The following is a 17,395-nucleotide window of genomic DNA, read 5'->3' on the forward strand; positions in this document are numbered from 1 at the left end:
CAGGACCGCGCCGGCGCTTTGCTGACCTTGAGGCTTGGGAGTATTCCATGATCCGGTATATCGAGTTCGCCGATCGCTTGTCGGCATGGATCGGCAAGGCGTTCGCCTGGGCGATCGTCGTCATGACGTTCGGCGTAAGCTACGAAGTCTTCGTCCGTTACTTCCTTGACAATCCCACCACATGGGCGTTCGACATTACCTACATGATGTACGGCGCGCTGTTCATGATGGGTGGCGCCTACACGCTGTCCCGCGACGGGCACGTGCGGGGCGACTTCGTCTACCGGCTGTGGCAACCCCGCACCCAGGCGAAGGTCGAACTGGTACTTTATTTCCTCTTCTTCTTTCCGGGAATCCTCGCGCTGATCCTGGCGGGTTGGAAATACGCCTCGCGGTCGTGGCGCTATGCCGAGGTCAGCGTGATGAGCCCGGCGGGTATTCCGATCTTTCAGTTCAAGTCGATCATCATTGCTGCCGGCGTTCTTCTCCTGATCCAGGGGATAGCCCAGGTATTCCGTTGCATCATCTGCATACGCACCGGTGAATGGATGCGGGCCCGCGACGACATCGAGGAAACCGAAACTACCTTGGCGAAGTCACTCGCCACCGGCAGCCTTCCCCATGCATCCGAGGCGGTGGATATCGTCACCCCCATGCATCACAAGAACAACGGCGACAGGCGGGGCTGATCCATGTCCGACCCACAAGTAGCCCTGCTGATGCTGGGCTCGTTCCTTTTCGTCATCCTCCTCGGCTTCCCGATCGCCTTTACGCTCATGGCCATGGGTGTCGGGTTCGGCTACTACGCCTATTTCGACGCCGAGCGGATGCGGACGATCTTCGACAACCGCATCTTCGACCTGTTCGTCAACCAGACCTATTCGGTCATGGCCAACGACGTGCTGACCGCCGTGCCGCTGTTCCTGTTCATGGGATACGTGGTCGAACGAGCCAACATCGTCGACCGTCTGTTCCAGACGATCTACATCGCGGCGCGCCGGGTCCCGGGCTCGATGGCCGTGGCGGCATTGATCACCTGCGCGCTGTTCGCGACCGCCACGGGGATCGTCGGCGCGGTCGTGACGCTGATGGGCCTGCTGGCGTTCCCGGCCATGCTCAAGGCTCGCTACGACACCAGTTTCGCATCGGGCGTGATCTGCGCGGGCGGCACGCTCGGCATCCTGATCCCGCCGTCGATCATGCTGATCGTCTATGCGGCTACGTCGGGCGTCTCGATCGTCAGGCTGTACGCCGGCGCGCTGTTGCCCGGCCTGATGCTGGCGGGGCTGTACCTCGTCTATGTCGTCATCCGCGCCGTCCTTCAACCGAGCATCGCACCCAAGCCGCGGGACGAGGACATCGGCGACGTGCCGATCGGCAAACTGATGTTCATGCTGGCGACGTCGTTCCTGCCCCTGGCGGTGCTGATCCTGTCGGTGCTGGGAGCCATTCTGTTCGGGCTGGCGACACCGTCCGAAGCGGCGGCCATCGGCGCGCTGGGCGGCCTCGTCCTTGCGGCCGCCTATGGGTCTCTGACCTGGGAGCGTTTGAGGCAGTCGGTCTATCTCACGGTCCGCACCTCGGCGATGGTGTGCTGGCTGTTCGTCGGTTCCTGGACCTTTTCCTCCGTCTTCTCCTATCTCGGCGGCGAAGGGGTCATCACCGAGTTCGTCACCGGCCTGGACCTGACGCCGCTGCAGTTCCTGCTGCTGGCGCAGCTGATCATCTTCCTGCTCGGCTGGCCGCTGGAATGGTCGGAGATCATCATCATCTTCGTGCCGATATTCCTGCCGCTGCTGCCGCACTTCGGGATCGACCCTCTGTTCTTCGGCATCCTGATCGCGCTGAACCTCCAGACCTCGTTCCTGACGCCGCCCATGGCGATGTCGGCATACTATCTGAAGGGCATAGCACCGCCCCATGTCCAGCTCGTGCAGATCTTCAAGGGATGCATGCCGTTCCTCTTCCTGGTGTTCCTGTCCATGATCATCCTCTACATGTTCCCGCAGATCGCCTATTTCCTGCCGAACCTGGTCTATGGTCAGTAATAGCATGACTGAGAACCCGGAACTGACGCGCCTTTCCGCCGCCGACCTCCGCCGCCGGCTCGACCGGGGCGAGGTTCGGGCCGTCGAGGTCGCCGAAGCCCATCTGGAAGCCATATCCGCCCGGGAGGAGGAGGTCCGCGCCTGGACCTTCCTCGACCCCGACCATGTCCTGCTCCAGGCCCGGATGCTCGACAGCCTTCGTTCGTCCGGGCGTCCGACCGGCCCGCTCCACGGCATCCCGGTCGGCGTGAAGGACATCATCGACACGCGCGACATGCCGACCTGCAACGGCACGCCGCTGGATGCCGGCAGAAGGCCGCAGACCGACGCTTTCCTCGTCGCGCGGCTTCGCGAAGCCGGCGCCATCGTCATGGGCAAGACGGCCACGACCGAACTGGCCGTGATGAACCCTTGCGAGACCCGAAACCCGCACGATTCCGGACGGACGCCGGGCGGCTCGTCCTCCGGGTCGGCGGCGGCGGTCGCGGCGTCGATGGTGCCGCTGGCCGTGGGAACGCAGACCAACGGATCGGTGATCCGGCCGGCGTCGTTCTGCGGCGTCGTCGGCTACAAGCCGAGCCGCGGCACCATATCCAGGCGCGGCGTGCTGACCCAGTCGCCGACGCTCGACAGCGTCGGCGTCTTCGCCCGCTCCGTCGAGGACGCGGCCCTGCTGGCCGACGTGCTCGCGGTCTACGACGAGGCGGATGCCGCCATGCGGCCGACGGCCCGGCCGCAACTCCTGGACGGGGCGAATGCAACTCCTCCCCTGACGCCCGTGCTGGCCTTCGTGCCGTCGCCCGTCTGGGACCGCGCCGAGCCGGCCACCCGCGAGGCATTCGGCGAACTTTGCGACGAACTGGGCGATGGGATCGACCAGATCGACCTGCCGGAGCCGTTCGACCGGGCGCACGGCCTGCATCGGACGATCATGCTGGCCGACATCGCCCGCAACTTCGCCCGCTATGCCGAGCGGGGGCGCGACCAGCTCAGTCCCCTGCTCCGCGGCATGATCGACGAAGGGGGCACGCTGCGGGCGGTCGATTATTCGCTGGCCCAGGACTGGACGGAAGTCCTGAACAGCGCGCTGGACCGTATCTTTGACCGGTACGACGCCATCGTCACGCCGGCCGCCATCGGCGAGGCTCCGGCCGGGCTCGAAACAACGGGCGACCCGGTTTTCTGCACCATCTGGACCTATTGCGGCGTCCCGGCGATCACCCTGCCCCTTCTCCAGGGGGAGAACGGAATGCCGGTCGGCGTCCAACTGGTCGGTCGGCGCGGCGGCGACGCCCGGCTGCTTCGGACCGCAAGCTGGCTGATGCGCAGGTTCGCCACGGCATAACCCATTTGAGGATCGGATCATGAGGATCATCGACATCGTTCTCGCAATCCTGGGGCTGGCGGGCTTCGCCGGGTTCCTCGGGATCATCGCGGCCTACGTGACGGAGCCGGTGCTGATCATCATCTTCGTCGCCTGCGTGGCGATGGCTGCATTCGATTTCGCCCAGGAGATCATGAAGAAGCGGTACGGCCAGGGGTGACCCCGGACTGAGCGGCGGCACCCTTCGGCAGGGCTGCCCCGCGTCCGCGGGCTTGCAATGGCGGGGCCGGCTCTTTAGTGTCTGCCGCAATTGCCGCTGGGGCATCATCTCCAAGGAAGTTGCTGAAGCGCCTCATGAAGGCCGCCGTCATTGTATTCCCCGGCTCCAACTGCGATCGCGACGTCAGCGTCGCTTTGGAGCACGCCACGGGCACAAAGCCCGCCATGGTCTGGCACCGCGACAGCGACCTTCCCCCGGTCGATCTGATCGCCGTTCCGGGCGGATTCTCCTACGGCGACTATCTGCGCAGCGGCGCGATGGCAGCCAGGTCCCCGGTGATGCGCGAGGTCGTGGCCCGCGCCAGGGCCGGCGTCCGTGTGCTGGGGATCTGCAACGGATTCCAGATCCTGACCGAAGCCGGCCTCCTGCCCGGCGCGCTGATGCGGAACGCCGGGCTGAAGTTCATCTGCCGGACCGTGGACCTGCGGGTCGAGAACACCGACAGCGCCTTCACCTCCGCCTTTTCCAAGGGGCAGGTCGTCCGGTTTCCGGTCGCCCATCACGACGGCAACTATTTCGCCGACGCCGACACGCTCGCGCAGATTGAGGATGCCGGCATGGTGGCCTTCCGGTACGTCAGCCCCGGCGGCGTGATCGATGCGTCGGGCAACCCTAACGGCTCGGCCAACGCGATCGCCGGCCTGTTCAACGAGACCCGTACCGTGCTGGGCATGATGCCGCACCCCGAGCGGGCCTACGAGCCGCTGCACGGCAATACCGACGGCAAGCCCCTGTTCGATGGTCTGGTGGAGGCCCTGTCGTGACCGCGAACTCACCTCGCAAGGAACCTGCCGTCACCGCCGAACTGGCTGCGGAGCATGGTCTTTCCCCTGAAGAATACCAGCGGATGCTGGACATCGTCGGTCGCACGCCCTCCTTCACGGAATTGGGCATCTTCTCCGTCATGTGGTCGGAGCATTGCTCCTACAAGTCGTCGAGGGTCTGGCTGAAGAAGCTTCCGACCAAGGCGCCGCACGTCATCTGCGGACCGGGCGAGAATGCCGGGGTGATCGATATCGGCGACGGGCAGGCCGCCATCTTCAAGATGGAGAGCCACAACCACCCCTCTTTCATCGAGCCCTACCAGGGGGCCGCGACCGGCGTCGGCGGCATCCTGCGCGACGTCTTCACCATGGGCGCGCGGCCGATCGCGAACATGAACGCGTTGCGCTTCGGCAGCCCCGACCACCCGAAGACCCGTCACCTGATCTCGGGCGTGGTCGCCGGCATTGGCGGCTACGGCAACTGCGTCGGCGTGCCGACGGTCGGCGGCGAGACCAATTTCCACCCGTCCTACAACGGCAACATCTTGGTCAACGCGATGACCGTGGGATTGGCCGAGACCGATCGGATCTTCTACTCGGCCGCGGCCGGCGTGGGCAATCCCGTCGTCTATGTCGGGTCCAAGACCGGCCGCGACGGCATCCACGGCGCCACCATGGCCTCGGCCGAATTCACCGAGGACAGCGAGGAGAAGCGTCCGACCGTGCAGGTCGGCGACCCCTTCACCGAAAAGCTGCTGATCGAAGCCTGCCTGGAACTGATGGCGACCGACGCCATCGTGGCGATCCAGGACATGGGCGCCGCCGGCCTGACCTCCTCCTCGGTCGAGATGGCCGACAAGGGCGGCCTCGGCATCGAGCTTGACCTGGACACGGTCCCGCAGCGCGAGACCGGCATGACCCCGTACGAGATCATGCTGTCCGAGAGCCAGGAGCGCATGCTGATCGTCCTGAAGCCGGGCCGCGAGGATCTGGCGAAGGCGATCTTCGACAAGTGGGAGCTGGACTTCGCGGTGATCGGGCGGGTCACGGACAGCGGCCGCCTTGTCCTGAAAATGCATGGCGAGACCTATTGCGACCTCGAAGTGGGGCCTCTGGTCGATCGGGCACCGGTGTACGAACGCCCGTGGGAGCCGACCCCGCCGCAGGCCGACATCGACGCCGGCGACGTCCCCCTGCCCGCCCCCGCGACCGAGATCCTGCACCGGCTGGTCGGCAGCCCCGACCTGGCGTCGCGCCGCTGGATCTGGGAGCAGTACGACAGCCAGGTCGGAGCCGACACGGTCGCGGCCTCGGGCGGCGACGCCGCGGTGGTCCGGGTCCACGGGACGAACAAGGCGCTGGCCATCACGACCGACTGCACGCCGCGCTATTGCTTCGCCGACCCGGTCCGCGGCGGCGCCCAGGCGGTGGCCGAGGCGTGGCGCAACCTGACCGCGGTCGGCGCCAAGCCGCTGGCGATCACCGACAACATGAACTTCGGCAATCCGCAGAAGCCGCGGATCATGGGCCAGTTCGCCGGGTGCATCCAGGGCATGGCGGAGGCCTGCGCGGCGTTGGAGTTCCCGGTCGTGTCGGGCAATGTCAGCCTCTATAACGAGACCAACGGCGAGGCGATCCTGCCGACCCCGGCGATCGGCGGCGTCGGCATCCTGCCCGACGCGTCGCTGGCCGTCTCACTTGCGTTCAAGGCGCCGGACCAGGCGATCCTCCTGGTCGGCGAGACGGCGGGCCATGTCGGGCAGTCGCTGTATCTGCGGGAGATCCACGGCCGGGAGGAAGGCTCGCCGCCGCCGGTGGACCTCGCCGCCGAACGCCGCAACGGCGACTTCGTCCGCGACCTGATCCGCGACCGGGCAGTCACCGCCTGCCACGACGTCTCGGATGGCGGCTTGCTGGTGGCGCTCGCGGAAATGGCTATGGCCGGCCGGATCGGCGCCGCGATCGACCTGCCGGACGGTGCGGATGCCGCCGGCTTCCTGTTCGGCGAGGATCAAGGCCGTTATGTCGTCAGCACGGCCGATGCCGACGCGGTGACGGCGCGCGCGAACGCGGCCGGCGTGCCGGTGCGGCGTCTCGGCTTGACCGGCGGCGCCACGTTGACACTCGGTGCGGGTGACGCCATATCGGTAGATGGCCTTAGAACGGCACATGAAGCCTGGCTGCCGTCGATCATGGCAGGCGGTGCGGATTAAACCCACAAGCTGAGCGGGAAGGCTGAAAATGGCGATGGACGCGGCTCTCATCGAGAGCTTGATCAGGGAAGGCATCCCCGATGCCGAGGTTCGCATCGAGGATCTGCGTGGCGATGGCGATCATTACGCCGCCTATGTCGAAGCCGCCGCTTTCAAGGGCAAGACGCGCGTTCAACAGCACAAGATGGTTTACGACGCCCTGCAGGGCCGCATGGGCGGGGAACTCCACGCCCTCGCCCTGCAGACCAGCGTTCCCAAGGACGCGTGATCGCCCCCACCGCCGGTTCCCAATGCCGGTTCCCACTGCCGGCCGCCCCAAACGATCGAATTCACGAGGATATCGAGAGATGGATAATTCCGTAGCAGAGCGGATCAAGAGCGACATCGAGAGCAACGACGTCGTCCTCTACATGAAGGGCACCCCGGTCTTCCCGCAGTGCGGTTTCTCGTCCGCCGTGGTCCAGGTGCTGACCCATTTGGGCGTCAAGTTCAAGGGCATCGACGTGCTGGTCGACCCGAGCCTGCGCGAGGGCATCAAGACCTTCAGCAGCTGGCCGACCATCCCGCAGCTCTACGTCAAGGGCGAGTTCGTCGGTGGCTGCGACATCGTCCGCGAGATGTACCAGACCGGCGAACTGACGGAGATGCTGAGCTCCAAGGGCGTGGACGTCCAGATTAAGGCCTGACCGCTCCCGCTCAGTTGGAAACTTCCGGGAAAGGGCTCCGCTTGCGGAGCCCTTTTTCGTGTCCGTATCCAAGTCACTCAAGCACCCGATCCCGCCTTTTGGCATATGTCTTCGTTAAGCGGTCGGTAATGCTTAGCACGCGAAAGTCCTGGCCGAAGAAGAAGTAAAGGGAAAAGGACTTGGTCATGGCACGCGGTTCGACTACGGCAGTCACCAGCGGCTTCGCTCGACACCTGACGCTGCGGTTCGTGGGATCGGCCGTCGCTTACGCCCTGCTCGGGATCGGCGTCATCGGCGCCTCCATGTCGGTGCTCGTCCTCATGGGGCTTCGCCGATTCTCGCAGGACTGGACGGCGCTCGTGGCCGAAGCCCGCCTCCCGGGTGCCGAGAGCCTGACCTCCACCGTCTCCCTGATGTCCTTCCTGGTGACCTGGGGCAGCGTCGCGACCATCAGCACCCTGATATCGGTCGGCCTGTTCTTCCTGTGGTTCACGCGCAGCCGGGTCGTCAATCCGCTGGTGCGGCTGACCGGCGCCATCGACCAGCTTGCCGGCGGACAATCGACCGTCTCGATCCCCTATGCTGCGCAGCAGGACGAGATCGGGGTCATGGCGCGCGCCGTTCTGGTCCTCAAGCAGAACACCGTCGAAAAGCTTCGACTGGAGGCCGAACAGGCCGCCCTCAAGCAGCAGTCGGAGGCGGAGCGCAGGCGCGTGCTGGGCGATCTCGCCGGCCGTCTGGACGAGAGCATCGGTCAGGTCGTCGAGACACTGTCCGGAGCGGCCACCGCGCTCCAGTCCAACGCGCAGCTTATGCTGCATTCCTGCGATGACGCACGCCAGCGTTCGTCAGCCATCGCCTCGACCTCGAAGACCTCATCCGCCAGCGTCGAGAGCCTGGCCTCCGCCGCGAACGCACTGTCGGACAGCATCGCCGACATCGAGCGGCAGACCGGTAAGGCGACCAGCATCGCCCGCACCGGAATGGACCAGGTTGCCGCGACGAACGAGGTGGTGACGGGGCTGAACGATACCGTCCGGGAGATCGGGCAGGTGGTCGGCATGATCGGCGAGATCGCGGCCCAGACCAACCTGCTCGCGCTCAACGCCACCATCGAATCCGCCCGGGCAGGCATGGCGGGCAAGGGTTTTGCCGTCGTCGCGAGCGAGGTGAAGAACCTGGCCGGACAGGCCGGACGCGCGACCGAGGAAGTGACCCAGAAGATCCATCAGATCCAGGAGGTTACCGGAAGGGCGGTCGCGACCATGACCAGCGTCGCGCAGACCATCGAGCAGATCGGCGGCATCGTCACCGACATCGCGTCGGCCGTCGAGCGCCAGAGCACCGCGGCGAGAACGATCGCCCACAATGTGGACACCGCCTCCGACGGGACGCGGCGGGTCTACAGCGACATCGAGCGGGTCGCCTCCGCCACCGAGAACTCCGGGCGGACGGCCGACCAGGTCATGTCGTCGGCCCGTTCGGTGAACGACAAGGCCAGGGACCTCCGCTCGACCGTGGACAGCTTCCTGCAGAAATTGCGCAGCGCCTGACCTGTCCAGACACGTCGCAGGTCAGTCATGCCTGCGGTGCAGGACGTCCGATGCACCGGTTGGTCCGCTGCCGTGTTAAGCAGCGATCATGTCCGATTCGCCCCTCACCAATCCCGGAAGCCCTCGCGTGGCCCGTGACGCGCGCGCTCCCGTCGATCCCGCCGTTTCCGGCGTCCTGTACGCGCTCGGCGCCTTCCTGGTCTGGGGTGTCGCCCCGATCTTCTTCAAGGCGCTCCAGCCGGCCACTCCGGTAGAGATCCTGTCGCACCGGGTGCTCTGGTCGCTGCTGCTGATGATCGTCCTGGTGCTGGTGATGCGCGACCCGCGCGACGTCGTAACCGCCCTGTCCAGCGCCCGGCGCGTCGGTGTCTTCGCCCTGACCACCTGCCTCGTAACGACGAACTGGCTGCTGTTCATCTGGGCGGTCAACAGCGACCATATCGTCCAGACCAGCCTGGGCTATTACATCAACCCGCTGGTCAATGTCGTGCTCGGGGTGCTGTTCCTCGGCGAGCGCCTGAACATCAAGCAGACGCTTTCTGTAGCGCTGGCGGCGATCGGCGTCACCAGCCTCGTGATCAGCCTGGGCGAACTGCCCTGGGTTTCGCTGACCTTGGCGACCACCTTCGGCTTCTATGCCCTGATCCGGAAGAAGGCGGCCATCGATCCGCTCGTCGGGTTGCTGATCGAGACGGCGATGCTGACGCCCTTCGCGGCGATCTATCTGATCTGGATCGGCGCCGCGGGCACGGGTGTCTTCACCTTGGACGATCCCGGACTGGCGGCGCTGCTGGCCGTCTCCGGCGTGGTCACGGCACTGCCGCTGATCTTCTTCAACTTCGGCGCCCAACGCCTGAAACTGTCGACCATGGGGCTGATGCAGTACATCTCGCCGACGCTCCAGCTGGCGGTCGGCGTGCTTCTGTTCGGCGAAGCCTTCACTCCCGCCCATGCCATCGCTTTCGGGCTGATCTGGCTGGCGCTGGCGATCTACAGCACCGATGCCTTTCTGTTGCACCGGGCGCGCAGGTAGGCTTTCGTCCCTTCGGGGCGGGCATGAAAAAAGGGGCGCCGGTTCGAGCCGGCGCCCCTCTTGTTCTTCAAACCGCCAGGATCAGCGGCTGTAGTACTCGACCACCAGGTTCGGTTCCATCTGGACCGGGTACGGCACGTCGGCGAAGGCCGGGGCGCGCACGAAGGTGCCCTTCAGGGCCGAGGTGTCGACGTCCAGATAGTCGGGGATGTCGCGCTCACCGGAAGCGATCGCTTCCATGACCAGCGCCATCTGCTTCGACTTCTGCTTGACCTCGATCACGTCGCCGTCCTTGACCTGGTAGGACGGAATGTTGACGCGCTTGCCGTTGACGCGGACATGGCCATGGTTCACGAACTGGCGCGCGGCGAACGGGGTCGGGACGAACTTCATGCGGTAGACGACGGCGTCGAGCCGGCGCTCCAGCAGCTGGATCAGGTTCTCGCCGGTGTCGCCACGACGGCGGACGGCCTCGGCATAGAGACGGCGGAACTGCTTCTCGCCGATGTTGGCGTAATAGCCCTTCAGCTTCTGCTTGGCCATCAGCTGCAGGCCGAAGTCGGACGGCTTCTTGCGACGCTGGCCGTGCTGGCCGGGACCGTATTCACGGCGGTTGATCGGGCTCTTCGGGCGACCCCAGAGGTTTACGCCCAGACGGCGGTCGATCTTGTACTTGGACTCTTGACGCTTGCTCATACGCTATCGCTTTCGACGCTGTTTGTTGTCCCAATAGTTCCTGCCGGTCAGTGGATCCCGTAGGACCTGATCGACCGCGGACGGGGCGTTACCGCATGCACGCCCGCCTTCTTGGGAGGAAGCGCCGCACTATACAAACCGGAAGCCGAAAGTCAAACGGATGTCGCCTAAAAAGCCACTGCGCGGCGTCATACCCTGGTCCGCGACGCATTGACCGAGCGGATATCGGCCAGAAAGCGGTCGATCATGGTGCGCAGGTCGCTCGCCTGGCTGGACAGCGTGCCTACCGCGCCGTTGACGTCCTCCGCGGCCTTGCCGGTTTCTCCGGCACCGTCCCGGACGCCTTCGATGCTGCGGGACACCGTACGGGTTCCGTCGGCCGCCTGCAGCGCGCTGTCGACGATCTCGTGGGTGGCGCCGCTCTGGTCCCGGACCGCGCCGGCGATGATGCCGCCGATCTCGTTCATCCGGCCGATGATCGACGTGATCTCGCGAATCGCCTCCGCCCCCAGGCGGGTCGCGTCCTGCACGGCGGCGATCTGGGCCGTGATCTCGCCAGTGGCGTGGGCCGTCTGGTTCGCCAGATCCTTGACCTCGTGGGCGACCACCGCGAAACCCTTCCCGGCTTCCCCTGCCCGTGCCGCCTCGATCGTGGCGTTCAGGGCCAGCAGGTTCGTCTTGGCCGCGATGCTGGTGATCAGCTTGACCACCTCGCCGATCTTCCGGGTCGTTTCATCCATGCCGGTGACCAGATCGTTGGCCCGCTGCGCCGACGTGACGGCCTGGCCGGAGACCCGCGTGGACTCGCCCACCTGGCGGTCGATCTCGACGATGGCCAGCGACAGGCGTTCCGCCGTGGCCGCCACGGTATCGACGTTGGCGGAAGCCTGGGCCGCGGCGCCGGCGACCGAGTCGGCCTGGTGCTCCGTCTGCTGCGCGACGGCCGAGAGAGACTCCGCCGCTTTCTCAAGGGTGACGGTCGCGGCCGATACCTGGTTCAGGGTCCGGGAAATCTCTCCGTCGAGCGACAGGACGAGCTGTTCCATGGCCTGGGCGCGTCGCTCGCGCTGCTCGTGCTCGTGCTTCTGCGCTTCCCAGGACTGATCCAGCTTTATGCCATTGTCCCTGAACACCGCCAGCGACTCCACGATGGCACCCAGTTCGTCGCTCCGGGCAAGCGCGGCGATATCGACGTCACGCTCTCCGTCGGCGAGCTTCCGGGTCACGGCGGCGATCCGCTCGATGGAGCCGGTGGTCGACCGGCCGATGCCCCAGGAGAACCCGGCAACCACCACGGCGGCGAGCAGTGTCGACCCCAGGAACACCAGCCTCATCAGGTCGGCCGCGGTAGCGGACTGGTCGGCCTGCCCCCGGGCGTTCTCGACTCCGGAATCGATGATGCCGGCGATCAGCGCATTGAGCTTCTTATAGTTCTCCTCCAGCGGCCCGATCAGCTTGACCACCCCCCGGAAATCGAACTCCAGCATCGACTCGACGACGTCGATCATCTCGCGGTACGTGCCGAGCCCCTCGATCGCCTCGTCCAGCTTGCCGAGTTCCTGCGGCTGGGCGTATCGGTCGCGCCAGGTGCCGAGATCCCGGATGATCGAATCCAGTTCGCCGCGGATCGCCGTCAGCCGCTCCGGCACGTGCGCATCGTTGCCCTGGGCGGCTTTTGCGACGACGGTCTGGTAGAGATGGCCGTTCACCCTGTCGATCCGTCCGCTGACCGTCGCAAGGTCGATGCCGCCCCGCAGGTTCGCCTCGACCATGGTCCGGAGGTCTCCGACGAGCCTGCCCAACCCCGTGTAGCCCACCGTGGCGACGACCATCATCAGGCAGACCGCCAGACCCGGCGCGAGGGCGAACTTGAAGAAGAACGGCAGGTTGGACAGAGTCGGGCGCTTCGCCATGATGGCTTCTCCGGACAGGGTTTCCGAAGCGGGAACTCAGTAGTCGGCCCGCACCGAGAAATAGAGCCTCCGTTCGACCTCGGGCAGCGAGGTCTCCCGGTGGCTCGTCTGGTTGAACGACAGTCCCTCCACCGCGACGGTGATGATGTCGTTCAGGTGATAGCCGACGCGGCCGCTCAACGTGATCCGGTCCTCGACGTCGGCCAGCCCCCACATGCCGGCGCCGGGCTGATACTGCGGCACCCGGTAGCCGGAGACGTAGTTGGCGAAGAGGTCCGCCTCGAACCCGCCGCGCGTATAGCCGATCCGCCCGTTCACCTTGTGCCGCGGCGTGGAGTCCTCGAAGGCGACGGCCGTCGGATTGCCGTCGTTGTAGGCCGCGACCAGATCGTCGTCGACGATCTCGAACGCGTAGTTCAGCCCCCAGCGCCAAGCGGTGCCGATGCGGCCGTCCATGCCGACTTCCAACCCCGTGGCGTCCGAACTGCCGACATTGCCGAACAGGAAATCGACCGGGATCGGGAAGGTGTTGAAGTCGATCGAGCTGATCCGGGTCGGATCGACGTCTCCGATCAGGTTCTTCGAGGTTTGCCGGTACAGGCTGAATCGGGCCAGCGCGTCGATCTGCGGGATCTGCCGGTCGTATCCCAGCTCATAATTCATGACCGACATCGGGTCGATATCCGGGCTACCCGATATCCGGGAATAGATCGGCAGCGGACTGCCGGGATTCGGCGGGAACCCGTCGTGATAGCCGAAGGCCAGCATCGAGGGGAGCTGCACGCCCCGCGACGCCATTACGCGTACCGTGTCGAGCTTGGTCGGCCGCCACGCAAGGCTGCTGTTGAAGCTGTATTCCGTCAGGTTCTTGTCGTAGTCGTCGTTGGTGAACGGCCCGGTGGCGCTCGGGAAGTTAGCCAGGGTCACCGGCCCGCTGCGGTCCAGCCGCAGATGGTCCACCCGGACCGCGTTGGTCAGCGACACCGACTTCGACACCGACCAGTCCCACATTCCGCCGGCGGAGTAGACGTCGTAGGAGACGGTGGCTTCCTTGTGCGGCACGACTTCCATGGTGTTGTGCCGGTACTCGCCGGAGATCCGGAAGCTGTGGTCGGCGCCGACCTTGAACAGGTCCTGGAGCTTCGCCACGGTGACGCTGTTGGTAATCGGCAGGTCCGACGAGACGCCGCCGCTGTCCAGGTCGGCCTCCAGCCAGTTGCGGTAGATGGAGGCTTCCCACAGGCCCCAGCCGCTCTCGCCCGTCAGCGACGTGCGGGCGGAATAGGTATCCGTCGTCGCCCGCGACGGCGTGTAGATCGAAAGCGTGTCGGTATATTCCAGGTGGCTGCGCGTCAATTCGACGCCCCACTGCATGTCGTCCGTCACCTGGACCAAGCCGTCAAGGCTGAGCGACCGCCGCTCCGGCCCCCGGCGCAGGCGGTCCTCCAGCGCGCTCGCGTCGGTGTCGAACTCGTCGGCGTCGGAGGCGCCGGCGGATATCTTCAGACCCGCCCTGTCGCCGGCCTTCAGGGTATTGACCAGCGAGACCTGCCGGTACTTCTGCGTCCCGCCGCGCAGGGTCGCGGTGTTCACGTCGTCGTAGAGCGGCGAAAAGGTGATGATGTTGATCACGCCGGCGACGGCGTTGAATCCGAACAGCGCCGAGTTGGGTCCCTTCACTACCTCGATCTGGCGGATTTCCGACAGTTCGACGGGGATCGCATTCCAGGTCGTGACGCCGTAATGATCGAGATAAACCTGCCGGCCGTTCACCAGCACCAGCAGCCGGGGCGAGGCCGCCTGGTTGTATCCGCGCACGCCGACATCGGTGGCGCCGTTGGTCCAGCGCCAGACATCGACCCCGGCGACGTTCCGCAGGATTTCGGGAATGTCGTTGGCACCGGATCGGCGAATGTCCTCCGCGGTGATGATGTCCATGGTGACCGGCACTTCGGTCTGCCGCTGCGGCTTGCCGGTGGCGCTGGTGGTCACCGGCTCCTTGAACAGCGCCTCCAGCTCTCCGTAGTTGATCGTTTGGGCGGTCGCCGACCCGGTCGCGGTCAGGGCGAGCGCGATGCCGATGGATGCGAGCGGAAACAGGGTCTTCATGGCGGATCCTCGGAGCGTCACGCTAGGCGGGGACGGCATCAGATTTCGATGATGAGCATGCGGAAGGCGGCCTTGAAGGCCACCTGGGATTGATCAGCTGCCTGCTTGTTCACCAGAATTTCAACGGCCGGCTGGCTGGCGACCGACATGACGCAGCGGCCCGCGCGAACACAGCTGGAATCGGTCGAGACGGTGAGCAGGCGTTTCGCCTTCGCCGAGTCGAAGATCGCGCCGTGGTGCGCCGCCAAGCCCGTGGTCACGAAGACGACGCCGGCGCCCTCCAGCTTGTCCAGCTGGGTGACCGGCACCAGCAGCGGCTCCAGCGTCAGCGAGCCTTCCTTGAAACCACCGCCCAGCATGGCGGCCAGCCGGTCGGCGTCCGCCTTGGACGCTTCGATCTCCGGCGCGAAGACGATTGCCATCTTGGCGGGAGTGGCCGGCTTGGCCGTCAGGAAGCCCAACGACTTGGCGATGACCTGCACATCGTCCAGCGCCACGTCGGCGCGAGCCACGGCTGCGGGCAGGCAAAGCAGAACCGTCAGGACAAGCGCCTTCCACTTCATAAGCGTGTCCTCGCTGATTGGCGGGTAGTTTTCGGAAAGTCTCTCGGTTCGAAAGCTATAGTTTGCCTTTGCATGTCTCTAGTAAAACTTAGACGAATTTTGTGAATGAAATTGAATGGGTTATTTCAAAAGTGAAACTTCATAGTTCGCAAAGATCAGTAGATCGAGATCGATTGAATTCTTGGGTAATCACTTGCCGGTGTCGGGAAATCCCGCACATCGGGCGTCAGACCGCCGCGAAGCAGTATCCCTGGCCGTGGATCGTCAGGATCAGCCTCGGATCCTGCGGATCGATCTCGATCTTGCGCCGCAGTCGCCCGATCAGCACGTCGATCGTGCGATCGTCCGGCGACCCGGGCCGCCTGTTTATGGCGGCGGTCAGGCGGTCGCGGTCGAGGATGCTCCCGGGATTGGACGACAGCGTGACCAACAGGTCGAACTCGCTGCGAGTCAGCCGGACATTGCGCCCGGTCGGGTCCTGCAGATGGCGCCGCGCCAAGTCCAGCATCCACCCGTCGAAACGGCAGGTGGCTCCGGCGCCCGACCTTCCGGCACGCAGGCGGCGCAACAGGTTCCGGACGCGCAACGCCAGTTCCCGCTGGTTGAGAGGCTTCACAAGATAGTCGTCGGCGCCCAGCTCCAAGCTGAGGATGCGGTCGACTTCCTCCGTCCGGGCGGTGACGACGATGATGCCGAGAGATTCGTCGCGGCGGAGTTGTCCGAGACGGGTGAATGAAACGCCGTCGGGCAGAGCCAGATCGGTGAGAAGCAGATCGAAACGCCGCTCCGCCAACGCCCGGTCCATCTCCCTCAGGCTCGCCGCTTCGACGATATGGTGGCCTTCCTGCCTCAGGACCGCGGCCGTTGCGGCGCGCTCGGGCGAGTCTCCTTCCACCAGCAGTATGGCATGCCGGTTGGACGCACCGGTTTCAGTGCCCCGATCCATGTCGCTCGTCTCTGGTCAGCCCCGGCGCGGGCACTAGGTCCCCGGTATTGATAATCCGGGTCCCCTTGCCGGGCAAGCGGCATACCGTCTGTCCGGCTCTCCTGGGAGGCGAGAAAAGGCAGCTTGCCTCCCATCTATCCGATCCTGCGGTGGACCCCGCTGATCAGGTGGATCGCCTCCTGGATCTGGGCGGTTGCCTCGCGCAGGTCGGCGCACTCCAGGTCGTTGCTGTTCGCCGTTTCCAATTCCATGAGAGCGAGATCGACCTCCTCCGCCGCATCGCTCAGCAGAACTCCCGCCTCGGTCAATCTGACCCGCGTGTTCGCACCCTGCCCCGCAAATTGCAAATGTCGAAGCGCGTGGCGCAGGCTCCGGCTGAACTTCTGGAAATTCATGATCCCCTCCTATCCGTTGGATGGAGGCAATTCAGCAACCCTCATGCCAGTCGGCGGAAGTCTATCCGGATTGTAAAGGGACTATTCCTTTGCTGCCGACCTCTTCCGTCCGGTCAATGCCGAAATGATGCCATGGAAGGTCCTGACTTCCTGTTCAGTCATATCCATGCGCTGGAAGCAATTCCTTATCGATCGAATCATCGAAGGCTTTTTCTCGGGCGATGAAAAGAACCGCGAGTTTTCCAGTTCCTCTTCCAGGTGGGAGAACAGGTTGACCAGTTCTTCCTTGTTGGCGGGGCGGGTCGCTCCGGTGTGTAGATAGCGCCCAGGGGCCACGTCGCCGGTCTGGTACCATTCGTACCCGATGATCAGGACGGCCTGGGCGAGGTTGAGCGAGCTGAACGCCGGGTTCAGCGGTACCGTCAGGCTGGTGTCCGCCAGCGCCAGGTCGTCGTTGAACAGACCCGTCCGCTCCGGCCCGAACAGCACGCCGGTTGCAAGGCCGGCGGAAGACTGGGACCGCATCTCCGACGCCGCCTCGCGCGGTGTCATGATCCGCTTGATCATGCCGCGATTGCGCGCGGTGGTCGCGAAGACGTGGGACAGGTCGGCGATCGCGTCCTCCGTCCGGTCGAACAGGCGCGCGTTGTCGAGCACGAGGTCCGCTCCGGACGCGGAGGCCTTGGCGCTGCCGCTCGGCCATCCGTCGCGCGGACGGACCAGCCGAAGGTCGGTCAGCCCGCAGTTCAGCATGGCGCGGGCGCAGGTGCCGATATTCTCGCCGAGCTGGGGCTCGATCAGGATGATCGCCGGTCCGCCGAGCACGGCGTCCCGCTGGGGGTTGGTTCCTGCCATCTCTCTATACGTCTGAC

The 17,395-nt window shown here is 65.3% G+C and carries 17 protein-coding genes; 10 read left to right on the plus strand and 7 right to left on the minus strand.

Annotated features, from left to right (window positions below):
- The first annotated feature begins 47 nt into the window (after positions 1-47).
- From JL100_RS12815 to rarD, 10 genes are all read left to right on the plus strand, one after another.
- Positions 48-689, plus strand: a complete 642-nt coding sequence (locus JL100_RS12815) for a TRAP transporter small permease subunit (protein ID WP_202679488.1) — start codon at positions 48-50, stop codon at positions 687-689.
- Positions 690-692: 3 nt separating this feature from the next.
- Positions 693-2,048: a TRAP transporter large permease gene (locus JL100_RS12820; RefSeq protein ID WP_202679487.1), complete on the plus strand. Its 1,356-nt coding sequence runs from the start codon at positions 693-695 to the stop codon at positions 2,046-2,048.
- A 4-nt stretch (positions 2,049-2,052) separates the two neighbouring features.
- Positions 2,053-3,393: an amidase gene (locus JL100_RS12825; protein ID WP_202679486.1), complete on the plus strand. Its 1,341-nt coding sequence runs from the start codon at positions 2,053-2,055 to the stop codon at positions 3,391-3,393.
- 19 nt (positions 3,394-3,412) lie between these two features.
- Positions 3,413-3,592: a hypothetical protein gene (locus tag JL100_RS12830; RefSeq protein WP_202679485.1), complete on the plus strand. Its 180-nt coding sequence runs from the start codon at positions 3,413-3,415 to the stop codon at positions 3,590-3,592.
- Positions 3,593-3,726: 134 nt separating this feature from the next.
- Positions 3,727-4,416: a phosphoribosylformylglycinamidine synthase subunit PurQ gene (gene purQ, locus JL100_RS12835; RefSeq protein ID WP_202679484.1), complete on the plus strand. Its 690-nt coding sequence runs from the start codon at positions 3,727-3,729 to the stop codon at positions 4,414-4,416.
- Positions 4,413-6,629, plus strand: coding sequence for a phosphoribosylformylglycinamidine synthase subunit PurL (gene purL / locus JL100_RS12840; protein WP_202679483.1), 2,217 nt, complete (start codon positions 4,413-4,415; stop codon positions 6,627-6,629). The genes purQ and purL overlap by 4 nt, the downstream gene beginning before the upstream one ends.
- A gap of 28 nt (positions 6,630-6,657) precedes the next feature.
- Positions 6,658-6,897: a BolA/IbaG family iron-sulfur metabolism protein gene (locus tag JL100_RS12845; protein ID WP_202679482.1), complete on the plus strand. Its 240-nt coding sequence runs from the start codon at positions 6,658-6,660 to the stop codon at positions 6,895-6,897.
- A gap of 79 nt (positions 6,898-6,976) precedes the next feature.
- Positions 6,977-7,315: a Grx4 family monothiol glutaredoxin gene (gene grxD / locus JL100_RS12850; RefSeq protein WP_202679481.1), complete on the plus strand. Its 339-nt coding sequence runs from the start codon at positions 6,977-6,979 to the stop codon at positions 7,313-7,315.
- 185 nt (positions 7,316-7,500) lie between these two features.
- Complete coding sequence (locus JL100_RS12855) at positions 7,501-8,868, plus strand: methyl-accepting chemotaxis protein (RefSeq protein ID WP_202679480.1); 1,368 nt, start codon at positions 7,501-7,503, stop codon at positions 8,866-8,868.
- 127 nt (positions 8,869-8,995) lie between these two features.
- On the plus strand, positions 8,996-9,901 hold the full coding sequence (gene rarD, locus JL100_RS12860) for an EamA family transporter RarD (protein ID WP_228421228.1): 906 nt from the start codon (positions 8,996-8,998) through the stop codon (positions 9,899-9,901).
- Between the two features lie 81 nt (positions 9,902-9,982).
- On the opposite strand, the gene rpsD is transcribed toward rarD, so the two are convergent.
- From rpsD to JL100_RS12895, 7 genes are all read right to left on the minus strand, one after another.
- Positions 9,983-10,597: a 30S ribosomal protein S4 gene (rpsD, locus tag JL100_RS12865; protein WP_158045417.1), complete on the minus strand. Its 615-nt coding sequence runs from the start codon at positions 10,595-10,597 to the stop codon at positions 9,983-9,985.
- Positions 10,598-10,785: 188 nt separating this feature from the next.
- Entirely contained in the window at positions 10,786-12,510 is a 1,725-nt protein-coding gene (locus tag JL100_RS12870) for a methyl-accepting chemotaxis protein (protein WP_202679478.1), read from the minus strand.
- A 36-nt stretch (positions 12,511-12,546) separates the two neighbouring features.
- Positions 12,547-14,619, minus strand: a complete 2,073-nt coding sequence (locus JL100_RS12875; protein WP_202679477.1) for a TonB-dependent receptor plug domain-containing protein — start codon at positions 14,617-14,619, stop codon at positions 12,547-12,549.
- Positions 14,620-14,657: 38 nt separating this feature from the next.
- Entirely contained in the window at positions 14,658-15,182 is a 525-nt protein-coding gene (locus tag JL100_RS12880) for a YfiR/HmsC family protein (protein ID WP_202679476.1), read from the minus strand.
- A 226-nt stretch (positions 15,183-15,408) separates the two neighbouring features.
- On the minus strand, positions 15,409-16,128 hold the full coding sequence (locus JL100_RS12885) for a response regulator transcription factor (RefSeq protein WP_202679475.1): 720 nt from the start codon (positions 16,126-16,128) through the stop codon (positions 15,409-15,411).
- A 134-nt stretch (positions 16,129-16,262) separates the two neighbouring features.
- The gene (locus tag JL100_RS12890) at positions 16,263-16,523 is read right to left on the minus strand and encodes a hypothetical protein (protein ID WP_202679474.1); all 261 of its coding nucleotides are present in this window, start codon (positions 16,521-16,523) and stop codon (positions 16,263-16,265) included.
- Between the two features lie 81 nt (positions 16,524-16,604).
- Complete coding sequence (locus JL100_RS12895) at positions 16,605-17,378, minus strand: RNA methyltransferase (protein ID WP_202679473.1); 774 nt, start codon at positions 17,376-17,378, stop codon at positions 16,605-16,607.
- Between the last annotated feature and the right edge of the window lie 17 nt (positions 17,379-17,395).

The sequence above is a fragment of the Skermanella mucosa genome (assembly GCF_016765655.2).
Classification (GTDB): domain Bacteria; phylum Pseudomonadota; class Alphaproteobacteria; order Azospirillales; family Azospirillaceae; genus Skermanella; species Skermanella mucosa.